A 17,342-nucleotide genomic window follows, 5' to 3' on the forward strand; every position below is an offset into this window, starting at 1 on the left:
AGTATGAGAATGAAGATATAGTGATGTGCAATATTTGTTTTTCACCTCGTATTTTTTGTTTTTTAGTTTGTTGCGAGGTGTAGTTATTAGCTTTGAAGGGTGTTATTTGTGTTCTAAAGACCGGCAAATATACGAATCAGGGATTTCTAAATTGATTTTTTCACCGGTTTTTATCCGGCATTCATCGGAATTTATACCGTAAATCAACAGAAAAGCCTGTGGAAGCATAGGGAAATGATGTATCTTTGAACCATTAATCAATTAATAATAGAGACAATGGAAGAGAAACAAAATTTTCCCCGTGCTACAGGCTTTTCCGGTAAAATACTGATAGCTTCACTTTTTATCCTTTCCGGGATTCTACTGTTTGCCCGTAATATGGGATGGATTACATCAGAAGTATTTGATATAATCGTATCCTGGCATTCACTCCTTATGTTATTAGGTATATATGCTATGATTCGCCGCCATTTCATCGGTGGAATCATCTTTTTTCTGGCGGGTGCCTATTTTTTGACAGGAGGACTTTCCTGGTTGCCGGAGAATTCACAGGCAATGGTGTGGCCCCTCGCCCTGATAATAGCAGGCGTTTTATTTATCTTCAAACCCGGCAGAAATAAGAGGGCGCAATGGGCTCGTCAGCATACAATGGAACATCGTCGGCAATGGATGAAGATGCATCAGGGTAGACCCGGCATGAACTTTGAGAGTGAACAACAACAGTCGGAATCAGTAGATGGCTTTTTGCGTTCGGAGAATGTCTGGGGAGCTGCACGCCACGTAGTACTTGATGAGTTGTTTAAAGGAGCCATCATTCGTACCTCTTTCGGGGGGACAACTATTGATCTTCGCCATACCCATATTGCACCGGGAGAAACCTATATTGATTTGGATTGCAGTTGGGGGGAGTCGAAATTTATGTCCCGTCGGATTGGACAGTCGTGTTCAAATGCAATGCTTTTTTTGGAGGATGTGATGACAAACGCTGGCAAAATGGGAATGTAAACAAGGAGAGCATATTGGTCATTCGTGGAACGCTTTCTTTCGGAGGCTTGGAAGTTAAAGACTAGCGTATGAAAGCACATCCGATAATAGATTATCCATTCCGCTGGGTTCCGATGCTGGTGCTGGCGTTGATTCTGGTTGCAACACAGGTGGCTTTAGTCTGTGGATATACCGGAACCGACTATCTTCCTGCTTTGGTAGATGGAGTCGCAACAATTGGTTGGCTGGCAGCCATAGCCTATTTAGCCTGGTTTGTGGTCGGTCTTGTTTCGTTGTTCCAGACGGATATAATCATGATAATCGTTGGAAGCCTGTTATGGCTGGCGGGTAGTTTTATGATCTGTGATATCATGGTGAGGATTGTAGGCGTATCCTATATTCCTTTTGTGCAGACCATACCTTTCCGGTTATTATTCGGACTACCAACCTTGATTGCCATTACTTTATGGTATCGCCTGATCGTAACTAAGGAAGAAGTACAGAATCAGGAACTGGATAAAGAATTGGCTGCACATCAGCTAAGTGTGACCGAACAACAAGGAGAACCACAGGTGGAATTAATAGATCGCATTACAGTGAAAGACGGTTCCCGAATTCATCTGGTAAAGGCAGATGAACTGATCTACATACAAGCGTGTGGAGATTATGTGATGCTGATAACTCCTACCGGAGAATATCTGAAAGAACAAACAATGAAGTATTTTGAGACCCATCTGTCTCCTGATACATTTGTGCGTGTACATCGTTCTACGATTGTCAACGTAACACAAATTTCGCGGGTGGAGCTTTTTGGAAAAGAAACTTATCAGTTGTTATTGAAAACTGGCGTGAAACTAAAAGTGAGTCTTTCCGGTTACCGGTTATTAAAAGAGCGACTGGGGATCTAAAATTGGTTCAATCTTATCATAAAAACTGATTTTTCCCCCATATCGGTCAAAAAATGAATGTCAGAATGAAAAGCTTCCACTACTTTTGTTTCCATCATCTAATAATGTGAATAAGGAAATGAGAAGAATATTAGTTAATGTCTGTCTGCTGGCAATGGTCGTGGGAGGAACGATGTCTTTTTCCTATGACATACCCGAAAAACAGGAGACAGGCGTCCGGGAAGGTCGAGTGATCTCTTTTCCCGGAGCTGAAGGACACGGTAGATACACGACGGGCGGCCGTGGTGGTAAAGTGTATCATGTGACTTCTTTGGAAGACGATGGTTCGCAAGGGACTTTACGATGGGCTTTGAAACAAAATGGACCTAAAACGATTGTTTTTGATGTGGCTGGCACGATTCATCTGAAATCGGAGTTACGAACAGGGAAAGATCATCTCACCATTGCAGGACAGACTTCTCCCGGAGGAATCTGTCTGGCTGATTATGGCTTTTCTATTAATTCTAATAATGTAATTATCCGTTTTCTTCGTTTCCGCCCCGGAGAAGCCAGTGGAAAAGAACCCGATGGATTGGGCGGCTGTGATAAAAAAGATATTATGGTAGACCATTGCTCCGTTAGTTGGAGTGTGGATGAATGTCTTTCCGTTTATGGTATGGAAAACTCCACGGTACAATGGTGTATTGGCTCTGAAGCATTAAGAAAAGCGACTCATGTAAAAGGGGCACACGGATATGGCGGTAATTGGGGAGGCCATAAAGCTTCCTATCATCATAACTTGATCGCTCACTGTGAAAGTCGCGTGCCGCGTCTGGGCCCTCGTCCTTCTACATTAGCTCTTGGCGAATGTGTTGATATTCGGAATAATGTTTTCTACAACTGGGCTGGAAACGGTTGCTATGGCGGAGAAGATCAGCATGTCAATATCGTCAATAACTATTATAAACCGGGACCGGCAACCAAACAGGCCTCCAAACAGGTGCAATATCGTATCGCCAAAGTCGGAGTTTATCCGCAGGCTTATGTTTACGTTGATGGAGAACCCAAAAAGAACTTAGCTTTTCAACCTTACCTGCAGAAATGGGGAACTTTCTATATTGATGGAAATAAGATAGAAGGTAACAACAGAGTGACTGCCGATAACTGGACGGATGGGGTCTATGCCCAGTTGAAGAATGATGAAAAAGTAGACTTCCTCTGGACAGAAGAAGCCAAAGAATCTATCCGTCTGAAAGAACCTCTTGATTTTGGAGTAATCACTACCTATTCGGCTGACAAGGCTTATGAACAGGTAATGAACTATGCGGGTTGTTGTAATTATCGTGATGAAGTAGACAAACGTATCATCTCTGACACCCGGAAAGGAACGGCAACTTTCACAGGAGAAGGAAATAAACCCGGATTTATCAATAGCCCCGAAGATATAGGTGATTCTCCCTGGCCGGAATTGTCAATAGCAGGTCTTTCGGTACCGGTGGATTCAGACGGTGATGGCATACCTGATGAGTGGGAAATAAAAAACGGACTTGATCCGAATAATCCCGCAGATGGAAATACAAAAACGAAAGATCCGAATGGACAATATACGAATCTTGAGGTATATTTGAATAGTTTGGTGCAAAATATAGTCGATGCACAGAACAAATAGGTAATCAGTAATTCTCCGTTCAATGCGGTGAATTTAGATGATATGCCTTTCAGGTGTTTTATGATAACACTTGAAGGGCATATCTTTTTGTGCATAGCTATACTTGAGGGGCACTTTTTGCCCCAGTCCGTTTTTTCCTCCTTTTCTACTAAATCTTACTCTATCTTCTCTTGTTTAATCTTCAAATTTGCACTGGTGAAAGAACAAAGAATTCACTTTAGCGAAAAACATCTTAATGTATAATGAAAATCTAAACAAATGAGAAACATGAATCTATTATTCCGGAGTATGAATTCTCCTTAAAAAGCCCCCCTGTCCCTTGGGGGAAAAGAACACTATAATGGTTGTTGTATTTTAAAACTGTATAAACTAATATTTATGAGACATCTAACGAAATTTTCAATTTTACTATTTCTCACTTTCTTCTCTTGCTCACAGCAGATAGAGGAGGGATGGGAATCTGGCGAGTTACCTCAAGAGCCCGAAACGCATCCTGTAAGCGTTAGTTTTAGCCGGGCAAGTCTTGAAACCTTTACCGAACAAGGCATAACGGAGATTGGCATTTATGCGTATCTGAAAGATTCTATGGTATACGGAAAGAATCTACCTTTAAACGATGGGAATTTGCAAATAGATCTTCCTCTCGGAGAAAATCTGCAAACTTTCGCTGTAGCGAATGCGGATCATCTGACCGATGTAGACAGCCTCTCTAAAGTGGTAGTGTATCAAGATATCTATGCACAAAAACAGGTGTATATTTCCAATGTTGTAGATCTGACTTCAGACTATTCTGTCAGTAATCTAAGTCTGGAACTGAAACGTTTGGTTGGACAAGCTACATTCCAACCTAGAGAAACTGCAGATGAACTCAATGCTATTACTCGGTTTGACCAGTTGAATGTCACTTTTACGAATGTAGGTGTTGCCTATAAAGTAAAAACCGGAGCATGTGTTCAACAGGATATAACGATTAGTGTGGATCGGGCTGCAGGCTTTAGTGCATCTGTTTATTCATTTCCAACAATCAATGCAGACTTAAGAACGTCGGTAGATGTGGTATATTTGAAAGGCGGAGAAGAAGTAAACCGCACAAATAGTCCGCTTGATACAGGCATTGCCTTTGAACCGTCCAAACATTCTATAGTCTATATGCCTATATTAGAGGAAGCGTATTTACAAAATTCGTGGACTCGTAGTCTGGTCATGAGTAAAACTGATATGTTACCCCAACCATTTACAATAGAAGAATCTGAATTTTAAAACAGGAGTCTTATGAGAAAAAATATAATTTATTCTTTAGTGGGATTGGCACTTCTACTGGGTACGTATGCTTGCTCTGATGATGATAAGTATTCGACTTCAGTAGTAAATCAAATCGAATTATTCTTGGATGATGAACCGTGGGCAGTGAATACGGGATTATCAACCAAACCTCTTTTTATATATAAAGATAACGGAGAGTATTTTGCTAATTATACCTCACATTATCGTTTCCAGTTACCTAATGGAAAATATAGGATTCTGTCAACAACACAGACAGATTCGATTCCTTGTCCGAGTAATTTGAATGATATTATTATTCGGCAAGATCTGGCGGCAAAAACGAAGTATGCTATTTCAGCACCTGTGGAATACAGTTCTCCGTTCAAGGATCCGTTGAGTATTCGTATGTATAACCGGACAGGAGTGATCCGTCTGAAAGCTACGGATAAAAAAGCGGATAAGAGATATTCTACGGTACGCGCTGTGCTTTCATGTCCGATTTCCGGTTATAAAGTGTCGGATGCCAGATTCATAGAAACACCGATAGAAATAATCCGCGATAAAGCTACCAGCAGTGGTGGTGTGAATTATACAGATGATATGGTGTTGTTTGAGACGCGGACGATAGGAAAAGAGATAGGTATTCGCATTGATTATTTGGATCAGCATAATAATGTGGTGCAGTCGAAAACTATTGATGGTACATTCCCTATATTGCCCGATGACACTACACAGGTGGCTTTTGCTCTTAATAACGCCGACGAACCGATGATTCAGGATTATAAAGTGACGATAGCGTCGGAAGGATGGGATGAAGAAGAAATAAATCCGGAAGCTCCGATGAGAATACCGGATGGATATAGATATGTGAATCCGGAAGAGAATCTGGAACAGATATGCAAAGCGTTGATGGCGGATGTGACTGTAACTGAAGTGAAGCTGTTCTTGAAAGCAGGGGGAGAGTATAAGTTGGGAAGACAGACTGATTTCGGAAAGAGCCTCTATATTGTAGGGCAGAAACCGACAAATGGACAAAAACTGGCCTATATGGAAATGGGTAATATGAGCATATCTACCGGTGATAACAAAATTGATGCTGTTCATTTTGAAAACCTGAGTATAAAAACGACAGACTCGGATTTCTTCAAGTTGAAGAATCAACATTTCCATGTGAAAGAGATTTCGCTGAAAGGATGTGATATTAATGATTTGGGACGCACGATGTGGTATCAGGAAGTAAATGCCAAACTGGCGCAAACTGTTGATAACCTTATTATTGAAGATTGCCGTTTCTTCGGATTAAATTCTGGTAGCAGCGGATTGTTCGGGTTGTCTACTAAACAGGATGCTCCTATTTACAATATTGTGTTCAGAAATTCTACATTCCATGCAAATAATCTGACTAAAGCATTGATAACAGGCCTGAGTTCCATGACCGGTGATTTGAGTATAACCATAGAGAATTGTACATTCATCGGAATGGCACCTGTAGGTATGACATTCTTTGACTTGTCGCCGAAGAATACCAGCAGTTTCACATTGACAGTTAAGAATAATCTGTTCAGTGGTATATCCGGAGAAGGCAGTGGTACTTGGTTTAATTTGAGAAATGTAACAGATAGAACATTCGCAGACAATTATCATACGCAAGGTTTCGTCATGAATACTTGGGGAGTAAACGATAATGAGCTTCCGGCTGAAACAACTTCAATGAGTGCACTCTTTACGGATGTTGAGGGAAGGGATCTGACTATTAAGGACAAGAGTTCGGAAGTATATACCAAAGGAATCGGTGATCCGCATTGGATTAGAAAATAGTTAAAGTATAAACGAATAAATTATATAGGATATGAGATCATTTCTAATCATATTATTGGCAGGATTGCTTGGGGCTTGTAGTTCGGATGACGAAAAGAACGAAGCAGCATTAGCTAATAACTTGGAAGTATCAAAGAATGAGGTGAAACTCACCAATGTAGGAGGTTCTTTTACTATCAATGTGACTGCAACCGGCGATTGGACAGCTAAAGTCACAGAAAGTAATGGTAGCTGGCTGACTCTTTCGAAAGAAAGTGGAAATGGAAACGGCGATCTTCGTTTATTCTTCACTGAAAACACAGATGACGCGAAGCGTGAAAGTAAGATTAAGGTTGCTTTGACGAATGTTAATACGACGATTGAACAGGAAATCTCTGTAGAACAACTGGGTACTGATCCGGATATTTTGTTGGATTATTCAAAGGAAGTGATTCCATTTTTAGGAACTACTCTGATTTGTCAGGTTGTATCCAATGTGGCATGGAAAATAGAGATTGACGATCAAACCGACTGGATCAAGGAAGTCGATCAGTCTGCACAGGAGAGCCGTAGTTTTGTGACAGATAATGTTCACTTTGCTATTGCATTGAACGTGGCAGCGGAGAGAAGAGGGAATATCGTATTTAAGACAGTGGGTGATTACATCATGAGTAAGACTGTGGAGATTGTTCAGGAAGGAGTCAAAACGACTCTGGAAGTAGAGCAGGATGAATATATTATTCCTTATAAGTGTAAGGCACTAACTATTCCCGTCACTCAAGAATATGCAATAGAATATACGATGACTTCAACCGAACCCTGGATTACTTTGGATAAGGAAGCTTCGACAGAAGATGCAATCGTACTGAAAATACAAGATAATATAGATCGTTTTCCACGCACTTCTTCTGTGACCATAAAGAACAGCGTGTTGGAACAGAAGATAGAGATATTTCAGTATGGTAAACCTGATACGAGTATTGGTGACGACCCATCGGCCGGACAACTTTTGGCTTTCCCCGGTGCGGAGGGAGGTGGACGTTTTACAACCGGAGGCCGTGGCGGTGAAATCTATCGGGTTACTAATCTGGAAGATTATGGCAAAAATGAAACTCCCGTCAAAGGAAGTCTGCGTTATGGAATCGAGAAGTCCGACCAGCCTCGGAATATCATCTTTGATGTTTCGGGTATCATAGAACTGAAGCGTGGATTGTTTTTAGTAGATCATCCCAATGTAAGTATCTTGGGACAGACAGCTCCGGGCGATGGTATCACGTTGAAGAACTATAATTTCTCTTTTAATCTGTCGGCAGACAGCAAAGAAATGAATGCAATTATTCGTTTCTTACGTTGCCGTCCCGGTGACAAATACGAGGATTATGCCGAAGATGCTATTGGAGGAAGATATTTCACGAATGCGATTGTCGATCATGTTACTGCCAGTTGGGGAGTTGATGAAACTCTGTCTTTCTATGGTTGTCAGAATTTTACTGCGCAGTGGTGTATGTCAACAGAGAGCTTGAATAATTCCAATCATGCCAAAGGAGCTCATGGGTATGGAGCGATGTTTAGTGGTGATAATGCTTCTTACCATCATATTCTGATGGCACATCATAGTAGCCGTGCTCCCCGAATTTCTGATATGCCGGAACCCGGAACCCAAGGAGCCGGTGACCATATCGGATATTTTGATGTACGAAACAATGTCTATTATAACTGGAGTGAAGCCGGATTTGGCTGTTATGGTGGAAAATATGGAACGTTCAATATTGTCAACTGCTATTATAAAGCAGGACCGGCTACCGGAACAGGAAGTATGTCCTGGAGAGTTCTGTCAAGTGATCCTACCGCCAGAGCATATATCGAGGGCAACCATGTGACTGCCAGTGCAGAAGTTACGGCAGATAACTGGACGAATGGAATCTGGAGTCAATTTTGGCGCGATTTGCATCCTACAGAAGAAGAAATGCATGCAATGAGAATGGCGGAACCGCAGCCATTTAGTAAGGTGACCAGCCATACACCCGAGCAAGCCTATGAAAAGGTATTGCAATATGCCGGCGCCTCTTTGCGCAGAGATATTATTGATCAACGTATCGTGAAAGAGGTCAGAGAAGGTACTTCTACATGGACTGGTTCGAAGGATGAAAAACCGCGCCCTGGAATTATTGATACGGTGGGGGATACAGAAGGATATCCTGAAGTTAAATCGTTGAAAGCTTGGCCAGATACGGATGGCGATGGAATTCCTGATATTTGGGAAGAAGCTTACGGACTTGATCCGAATAATTCGGATGATGCTGCACAGATAAGTACGTCAGTAGATCCCAACGGGCGTTATTCCAATCTGGAAGTTTATTTTCATAACCTGGTTCAGCATATTGTTTACAATCAGAATCTGGGCGGTCAGGTTATCGAGAAGAAATAGTAAACCGTATATTTTGTAACAAAAAACTTTAGTATAATGAATAAACTAATTATAAGTATATTCACCCTGTTATTGGTGGCGGTCAGTGGTTTTGCACAGACCGTAACCGGTACGGTGACAGATAACTACGGGCCGGTAATAGGTGCCGCAGTAATGGTGCAAGGCACAAAAATAGGTACTACTACCGATATGGACGGAAACTTTACACTGACCAATGTTCCTGATGTGAATAAAGCTGTGTTGACTATCCGTTATGTCGGAATGAATGAAGTGAAAGAACCGTTGAAAGGACGTACTTCCGGAATTCATATTCAGATGACGGAAGCCGTCGGACAATTGGATGATGTGGTCGTAATCGGTTATGGTACACAGAAAAGAGGAAATCTGACTGGTTCGGTATCGAGTGTATCGGGCAAGGTTCTCGAAAAAGTACCGACTGCTTCCGTTGCAGAGGCTATTGTCGGTAAAATGCCGGGTGTGCAGGTGACAGCAGTGGATGGTTCACCGGATGCGGAAATTAAAATATTGGTGCGTGGTGGAGGTTCGATCACGCAGGACAACAGTCCGCTGATTTTGGTAGACGGATTTGAAGTGGGAAGTTTAAATGATATTCCACCGACAGATGTAGAGTCCATCGATGTCTTGAAAGATGCTGCTTCTACGGCAGTTTATGGAGCTCGCGGTGCTAATGGTGTCATTTTGGTGACTACCAAACAAGCAAAGGAAGGACGCGTATCTATCAATTTGAATACTTACTTGCAGACAAGCACATTATCAAACAAGCTGGACGTGATGGATCCCTACGAATATGTTTTGATGCAATATGAGAATGCCCGTCAAAAGAATTCCATACCCGACGATTTCTTTAATAAGTATGGACAAGCATATGAATTTTATATTTATCAGGGAGATAAAGGAACGGACTGGCAGGATGAAATTTTTGGAACGAATCCGGTATCTAAATATGTAGACCTTAGTATCAATGGCGGTACAGAGAAAACGAAGTATAAAGTGGCATTTATCCATCAGGACCGTCCTAGTGTGATGGTGGGGAACGGGTTGAAACAGAACAACCTGAATGTGAGTCTGAATACCCAGCTCTTTAAATTCCTGACTTTTGAATACCGCACCCGTTTGTTGCATAAAGAAGTGGACGGTTCCGGTACGGATGGGGTGAGTCTTTTGGATGCACTCCGTCAGGCACCTACTGAAGGATTGGATGAATATATGAAATTGCCGGAAGATGATACTTATTATGACCCTGATTTATTGGATGAGATAACCCGCTTTAACCCGAAAGAAGAATCTGAAAAGAATTATAAGAAAAGAATTAATAAGTCTCTCAATACGATAGGTGCTCTGACTTGGAATATAATGAAAGGCATGACTTTCCGTACGGAATTCGGCTTTGAAAATAATACAGAGGAGTCTCGACGTTTTTGGGGCACTGATACATCTAACGCCAAGAATAATAATAACCAGCCAATGGCTGAGTGGAGTATGTCTCAAGGTTCCAAATGGCAATTATCCAATGTGTTTAACTACAACTTTATGTTGGATGATACGCATGATATCCAATTGATGGTCGGACAAGAAATGAAGAGTTCCCAATCTAGCCGTAAGACCTATACTACCCGCTATTTTCCGGTGAATACAACTGCGGAAAAGGCATTTGATAACCTGTCTTTGGGTACTCCTTACGAAAATAAGTCTTCTGCCGGTTCGCCCACACGCATTTCTTCTTTTTTCGGTCGTGCTTACTATGGATATAAGGATAAATATCTCGCTACTGTGACCTTGCGTGCCGATGGTTCATCGAAGTTTGCTTCAGGCAATCGTTGGGGATTTTTCCCGGCAGCGGCTGTTGCATGGCGTATGTCTAATGAGGACTTTTTGAAAGAGAGTGAAGTGGTGTCGAATCTTAAATTGAGAGTAAGTTATGGTGCTTCTGGAAATGACCGTATCTCTTCCGATATTTATCAGAAATTGTATGGTATCAGCAGCAGCCGGCCTGCGGGTTGGGAAGAAACGAGCCGGTACTATTATCAATTTTATAACACGAAAGAACTGTATAATCCCCATGTAAAATGGGAGACTACCATTACCCGTAACCTTGCCGTTGACTTCGGCTTTTTCAGAGAACGGTTAAGCGGATCATTGGAATTCTATTGGAACACGGTGAAAGACTTACTGCTTTCTTCTACTATTCCCGGCTATACAGGCTACACGCATCTTATGGAGAATGTGGGGCAGACTTCAAACCGAGGGGTTGAGTTGTCTCTGACCGGTTATATCATCGACCGTCCGGACTTTACATTGAACGCGACGTTTAATATCGGTCGTAATAAAAACAAGATCGACAAGCTCGCAAGTGGTGAAAAGGAAATGGTGCTTTCTTCTGGCTGGGCAGGCTCTCAACTCTTGAATTCAGATGATTATCGTGCCTACGTAGGAGGTACTACCGGTTTGATCTATGGATTTGTGAATGACGGTTTCTATACAGTGGATGATTTCAAGCCATTTGATTCAAAATCCAGAACATGGACATTGAAAGACGGAGTCGTAAACTCCAGCCCGTTGTCCGGTGACCCGCGTCCGGGTAATGCCAAATTTAAAAAACTCACTCCGGTGGATGAAAATAGTGCCAACCCGTATACGTTGACGGATGACGACCGTACTGTGATCGGTAATACTACTCCGAAGTTTTCGGGAGGATTTGGATTAAATGCAACTTTTAAAGGTTTTGATGTAAGTGCGTTCTTTAATTTCATGTATGATTTCGATGTGTTCAATGCCAATAAAGTAATGATGACTACATGGGCAAGTAATAATTACAACAATTTCAGCATGGATATTTCTGCTGCGAAGCGTTGGCGTAATTTTGACGATATGGGTAATGAAATTCGTTACAGTCCGGAAATTCTTGCAGAGTTTAATAAGAATGCGACGATGTGGAATCCGACTTCTATCGGACGTCCCATTGCAATGTCATATGCAGTGGAAGACGGTTCTTTCCTGCGTCTCAATACGGCTACTATCGGCTATACACTGCCACGTGTATGGACCAATCAAGTGGGTTTGAGCAGAGTACGTTTCTATGCGTCAGGTTACAACCTCTTTACGATTACCGGATATAGCGGTTATGATCCGGAGGTGGATATTGCTACCGGATTAACGCCGAATATCGATAATAACAGATATCCGAGAAGCCGCACATACACGTTCGGTGTGCAATTGACCTTTTAATAAACTAACTAAAATGAAAGAACAATGAATAAGAAGTTATTATATTCAACCATAGCCTGCGCGATGCTCTCTTTCACATCTTGTAATGACTTTCTGGATGTGGAGCCTCCTTCAGGATTTACCCCCGGATACGTTTTTACTTCAGAAGAGGAAGCCAAAGCCTTGATGACTAAAATGTATTCTGCAATGACAGAAGACGGTATGTATGGCAGTACGCTTGCCAACAGCCTGAATACGAATACGGATGTAGAAATGTCTTCCTTTAAGAATAATACCGTAGCGGCCACCGGTGCGGATATCGGTTGTTTCGATTCCAAACCCTATTGGAATACGTTGAATAGTACATGGAACAATATGTATTCCGTGATCAATTATGCGAACGACTTCCTGCATGAAATGGAAAATTCCTCTTTGTTCTCCTTACAGATAAAAGAGGAGGGACCGACTGAAATTCAACAGATGTACGGAGAGGTGAAAACACTTCGTGCGATGCTTTATCTGGATTTGATTCGTACATGGGGAGATGTCGTCTTTGTGACCGAACCTTCGAAATCCACAGATGATTTCTTTTCAGTCGGTGTGACGGAACGGAACAAGATACTGGAATACCTGATTGACGAGTTGATTGATGTAGAGCCGATGATGAAATATGCCGCCGATCTGGATTACGGGGTAGAGCGTGCTTCCCGCGAATATTGCCAGGCACTTATCGGACAACTGGCTTTGTATCGTGGAGGATGGTCTTTACGTCCCGATAAAGAGAATCCGGACAACGTGGGATATATGGAACGTGGTGACAATTTCGAGCATTATTATGATATCGCTATCACCTATCTGGGTAAAGTAATCAAGGAAAACAAGCATGATTTGAAACAGAGTTACGAAGAACTTTGGTACAATGAATGCAATTGGACGACGGCGAATAATGACGATGTGATTTTTGCTATCCCTATGCTGAAAAGTGTGACCAGCCGTTACGGGTATAATGTAGGTGTAACGATTGCCGGTGACAAGCACGAGTACGGAAGTGCCAGCAACTATCTGCATTATTGTGGTACGTATATGTTTACATTTGATGGGGATGATTTGCGTCGTGACGTTACGTGTGCTCCTTACAAATACGATAAGAACCTGAATCAGGAGATGGATATGGGAATCGCCGGCATGGGAGTAGGTAAATGGTCGAAACTTAAAATGAAGTCTCCGTTAGGCTCTTCCAGTGGTGCGGGAACGGGTATCAATAGCATACGCATGAGGTTTGCAGATGTGTTGTTGATGTATGCTGAAGCGGTGAACGAGCGGTTCGGACCGCGTGATGATGCAAAGGAAGCGATGAAGAGGGTAAGGCGGCGTGCGTTTGATTCTTCTTTGTGGGCTTCGAAAGTAGAATCTTACGTAGAAAGCCTGAATAGTGAAGACGATTTCTTCAAAGCAATCATGGACGAACGAAAATGGGAATTTGGGGGTGAAAGTATCCGTAAATATGACTTGGCCCGTTGGAATAAGTACAGTGAGGTGATCTATAATCTCTATTTTGAAATGATTAATTGGGGGTTGGTTGCCAATGGTACCTATATACCGGGTATTGAGAAAGTACCTGAAAATATTTATTATAAGTCAGTCCCTGATCCGGAACATCCGGACAGAACCATTCTGGATATAGTCGGCATTGAGAAAGAAGAATTCGGAACGGGTAAACCTGCCGGTTATCAAACGTTGGCATACGCTATTGGATGGAGAGTCCTGAACTCGGAAACGCAGCAATTTGAGACCTTGAAAGAGATTTCCTGGAGTTTCAGAGGATTTATCAATCTGAATAACGACAAGAGTGTGAAACCTTCTGATCCGTTGAGATATTTGTGTCCTTATCCTTCACAAGTAATTACAGACCATAGAGGGGCTATTCAAAACTATTATGGATATTAACCAGTAAAAATGAATGTTATGATGAAGTTACTATATAGATTGACAACAGTCTTATTGCCTGCTTTGTTGTGGGGAGCGCTTTTCACAAGTTGCCAAGACGACCAATATAACAAAATAGACGATCTGTTTCAGCCCAGATTCGTATTGGAGAAACCGGAGGTGAAGAGTAATTCTATTACTTTGGTGTGGTATAAAGTAAATGATGCATCATCCTATACGGTAGAGTTGCATCAGGATACGTATTACAAAAGTTTGTTTATGTCGGTAGATACAACTGAGCCATTTGTCTTTCTGGACGATATCCCTTATGGAACAACGTTCTATATTCGTGTGCGTTCGAATGCGGCAAATGCAGTCAATAATTCTCAATGGACTTATACGAATGCTTCTACAGAGGCCAGACCGGAATATGCGAAGTTATTGGAAGACGTATCAAAAACAGAGATAACAGAAAACTCTGCTATCATTCGTTGGAAAGTAGATGTACAGAATCCGGTGGACAGTATCAGCGTGATGCCGATGATGGACAAAACTTTAGCGAATGTATCCCGTTATCTGACTGAAGAGGAAAAAGCACAGGGACGTGCCGAAGTGACTGGTCTGGATAAGAATACACTGTATGCGGTTAATATTTACGATACAAGTAAGCCGAGGAAATATGACAAACCTTATAATCAGGCTACTTTCCGTACAGCGGGACCGGCTGCCGAATCTATTACGGTAGGTTGGGATGATGATTTGACGAAACTTCTGACTGATAATAATGATAATGCGGAGATTCCGGAGGGTACCGAATATTTCTTGCCGGCTGGCTCTTCTTATCGTTTGAGTCCATTTGCAATAAAGAAAGGTTTCCGTCTGGTCGGTAGCACGGAAGGCATTAAGCCTATTGTCACTATGGAATCTTCATGGAATGTGGTTGCCGGATCTTATATTTCCGGTATAGAGTTTGTAAATGTTGAATTCCGGCAGGAGATATTGAACAGTTATTTCTTTAATAGTGGTAATGCATACACGCTGGAGAATATCAGTTTCGTTAATTGCGACTTCTATGGATTCGGACGTGGATTCTGGCGTCATCAGGGAGCTAACAATAAACATCTGATGAACTTCGAAATGGAAGGCTGCAAGTTTGAACAATGCGGTTGGCAGACAGGTGCATACGGTACGTTCCATCTTGGATCGACAGACAAGGAAGGTAACTCTTATGATCATCTGGAAAGAGTTATTTTCAGAAACTGCACATTCAGTAGAGATAACAACAGTACAGACGGCTGGGGCTGGGGTAACATCTTCTATGCTCCCAATCTGGACAAACCTATTCATCTGGAATATAAAAATGTAACCTTCTACAGCTTCTGTCGCAATCAGCGTATGATTAATATACAGTCTGCTGTTGGTTCGGAATTGGTGTTGGAAGGAGTAGTCTTGGCTTCACCGTGTGGTGAAATTTATTCAATCGGTGCCAATACTACCACTAGCTTCTCTAACAACTATACAACGAAAGATTATGCGTTGGGTGGTAGTAAGATCAATGCAACCGATTTGGATATGACTGCTGCCGAACTGTTTGTTGACCCGGAAAAGGGCGATCTGACAATCAAGGATTCGAATTCTCCGATTGTCACTAATCGTTCCGGTGATACTCGTTGGATTCCATAACCGGATCATTGTCAGGACCATACTGGTTATGAACAGGTAATCGTTTTTCTGAAAACAAATGGCCCTTGGGAAAAGAAACCGGGGGCTGTTTTTTTCCTCTATATAAAATTTACATAATTGAAGTATGAAGAAGATACAATGCATTTTACAGGGAGTCATCTTGCTGTTCTCCTTGTGTTCCCCAGTCTGGGGTGCTGATGGGAGGGGGCTTATAGATAGGAATCATTCCGGTGAAAGTAATTCTCCTTTTCAGGCTGTAGTGGCAAGAGATGGCAGTGGTGATTACAGAACGGTGCAAGAGGCTATTGATGCCGCACCCGAAAATTCAAAGACGCCTTGGTGCATATTTGTGAAGAATGGGTCTTATCGAGAGTACCTATTTATACCAAAGACAAAAACATTCATCCATTTGATAGGACAGGACAAAGATAAAACCATCATTCACCACAGTCTGAATGTGGGTGGCAAACCAGAGGCTACTTCGACAGATACCGGTTATTGGAGGCATTCTGTTCATAATCCGGAATCGGATGTCTATAAATACGATGGCAGTGTAGTGAAGATTGAAGCGCCTGATTTCTATTCGGAAAACATCTCTTATGTTAACGACTGGGGAGTGGATAGCCAGAAAGGGCCGCAAGCTTTGGCAATGAGCAGTCAGGCGGATCGTATCGCATTTAATAATTGTAACTTCCGTTCTTTTCAGGATACATGGATGACTTCAGGCAATGATACTGCACGACATTACGTCAAAGATTGTTGGATTGAAGGAGCGGTAGATTATTTCTATGGCGGAGGAAATGTACTGGCGGAAAATTGTACTTTCTATAATACTCGTAGCGGTGCTATTATTGTAGCTCCTTGTCATAAGGATGCGAAATGGGGGTATGTTTTCAGAGACTGTACGATAGATGGTAACGAAGCGGCGGCTAATGTTAAGAAGTGGGGGGTGAAACTGGGACGTCCGTGGCATCATTCGCCAAAGACGGTTTATATTCACACTACTATGAATATTCCCATTTCTCCTGAAGGTTGGGCAAATATGGGTGCGATCCCTGCTTTGTTTGCCGAATATGACAGTCGGGATGCCGCGGGTAATGTCCTGCAACTGGATCAGCGTAAGACGGAATATGAGGGACGTGGTGAGAATGCTCCGAAAGGAACCAGTCGTGCGGTGATTACGGCAGAAGAGGCTGCTACTTATACTTATGAGAATATAATTCCCGGAACAGATCAGTGGAATCCCCGCGTGATGATGGAAAAACTTCCTGCTCCGAAGGGGCTTAAAAGAAAAGGCCGGAGACTGGAGTGGAAAAGTGTGAAGGATGCGACGGGGTATATTGTTTTCAGTGGAGACAGGGTAGTAGGTATGACACGTGGAATGTATCTGACTCTTCCTGAATATCCGGTGATGATATTGCAAGTTTGTGCCGTGAATCAGTATGGTTCTTTGGGAAATAAGGCGATTCTTTCCCGTTGA

The 17,342-nt window shown here is 42.2% G+C and carries 9 protein-coding genes and 1 pseudogene; all 10 read left to right on the plus strand.

The genetic code is table 11. The features are described 5' to 3' along the window. Positions 1-276 precede the first annotated feature (276 nt). The 10 genes and pseudogenes from NXV01_RS09440 to NXV01_RS09485 all read left to right on the plus strand — a co-directional run bounded on the left by NXV01_RS09440 (position 277) and on the right by NXV01_RS09485 (position 17,342). A pseudogene (locus NXV01_RS09440) lies at positions 277-1,070 on the plus strand (LiaF transmembrane domain-containing protein). A gap of 3 nt (positions 1,071-1,073) precedes the next feature. Beyond that, positions 1,074-1,892, plus strand: coding sequence for a LytTR family DNA-binding domain-containing protein (locus NXV01_RS09445; protein WP_259022251.1), 819 nt, complete (start codon positions 1,074-1,076; stop codon positions 1,890-1,892). A gap of 118 nt (positions 1,893-2,010) precedes the next feature. Next, complete coding sequence (locus NXV01_RS09450; RefSeq protein WP_195648532.1) at positions 2,011-3,540, plus strand: pectate lyase; 1,530 nt, start codon at positions 2,011-2,013, stop codon at positions 3,538-3,540. 378 nt (positions 3,541-3,918) lie between these two features. Continuing rightward, a complete protein-coding gene (locus NXV01_RS09455) occupies positions 3,919-4,800 on the plus strand; it encodes a hypothetical protein (RefSeq protein ID WP_074636970.1) in 882 nt (293 codons plus the stop codon). 12 nt (positions 4,801-4,812) lie between these two features. Beyond that, positions 4,813-6,621 (plus strand): DUF5123 domain-containing protein, encoded by a 1,809-nt coding sequence (locus tag NXV01_RS09460; protein ID WP_259022252.1) that lies wholly within the window; start codon positions 4,813-4,815, stop codon positions 6,619-6,621. 31 nt (positions 6,622-6,652) lie between these two features. Next, the gene (locus NXV01_RS09465) at positions 6,653-9,028 is read left to right on the plus strand and encodes a BACON domain-containing protein (protein ID WP_259022253.1); all 2,376 of its coding nucleotides are present in this window, start codon (positions 6,653-6,655) and stop codon (positions 9,026-9,028) included. A gap of 36 nt (positions 9,029-9,064) precedes the next feature. After that, a complete protein-coding gene (locus tag NXV01_RS09470) occupies positions 9,065-12,274 on the plus strand; it encodes a TonB-dependent receptor (protein ID WP_259022255.1) in 3,210 nt (1,069 codons plus the stop codon). A 24-nt stretch (positions 12,275-12,298) separates the two neighbouring features. Further along, positions 12,299-14,200: a RagB/SusD family nutrient uptake outer membrane protein gene (locus NXV01_RS09475; protein WP_258979585.1), complete on the plus strand. Its 1,902-nt coding sequence runs from the start codon at positions 12,299-12,301 to the stop codon at positions 14,198-14,200. A gap of 18 nt (positions 14,201-14,218) precedes the next feature. Further along, entirely contained in the window at positions 14,219-15,862 is a 1,644-nt protein-coding gene (locus NXV01_RS09480) for a DUF5123 domain-containing protein (RefSeq protein WP_004309424.1), read from the plus strand. Between the two features lie 124 nt (positions 15,863-15,986). After that, positions 15,987-17,342, plus strand: coding sequence for a pectinesterase family protein (locus tag NXV01_RS09485; RefSeq protein ID WP_259022256.1), 1,356 nt, complete (start codon positions 15,987-15,989; stop codon positions 17,340-17,342).

Origin of the sequence: Bacteroides sp. BFG-606 (assembly GCF_024788145.1) — a bacterium.
In the GTDB taxonomy this organism is placed as follows: Bacteria; Bacteroidota; Bacteroidia; order Bacteroidales; family Bacteroidaceae; genus Bacteroides; species Bacteroides vicugnae.

Bases quoted from the DNA above. Each gene is read 5' to 3' on its own strand.
- NXV01_RS09455 (WP_074636970.1), top strand. From the start codon at position 3,919: ATGAGACATCTAACGAAATTTTCAATTTTACTATTTCTCACTTTCTTC.
- NXV01_RS09450 (WP_195648532.1), top strand. From the start codon at position 2,011: ATGAGAAGAATATTAGTTAATGTCTGTCTGCTGGCAATGGTCGTGGGA.
- NXV01_RS09465 (WP_259022253.1), top strand. From the start codon at position 6,653: ATGAGATCATTTCTAATCATATTATTGGCAGGATTGCTTGGGGCTTGT.
- NXV01_RS09470 (WP_259022255.1), top strand. From the start codon at position 9,065: ATGAATAAACTAATTATAAGTATATTCACCCTGTTATTGGTGGCGGTC.
- NXV01_RS09460 (WP_259022252.1), top strand. From the start codon at position 4,813: ATGAGAAAAAATATAATTTATTCTTTAGTGGGATTGGCACTTCTACTG.
- NXV01_RS09485 (WP_259022256.1), top strand. From the start codon at position 15,987: ATGAAGAAGATACAATGCATTTTACAGGGAGTCATCTTGCTGTTCTCC.
- NXV01_RS09475 (WP_258979585.1), top strand. From the start codon at position 12,299: ATGAATAAGAAGTTATTATATTCAACCATAGCCTGCGCGATGCTCTCT.
- NXV01_RS09445 (WP_259022251.1), top strand. From the start codon at position 1,074: ATGAAAGCACATCCGATAATAGATTATCCATTCCGCTGGGTTCCGATG.
- NXV01_RS09480 (WP_004309424.1), top strand. From the start codon at position 14,219: ATGATGAAGTTACTATATAGATTGACAACAGTCTTATTGCCTGCTTTG.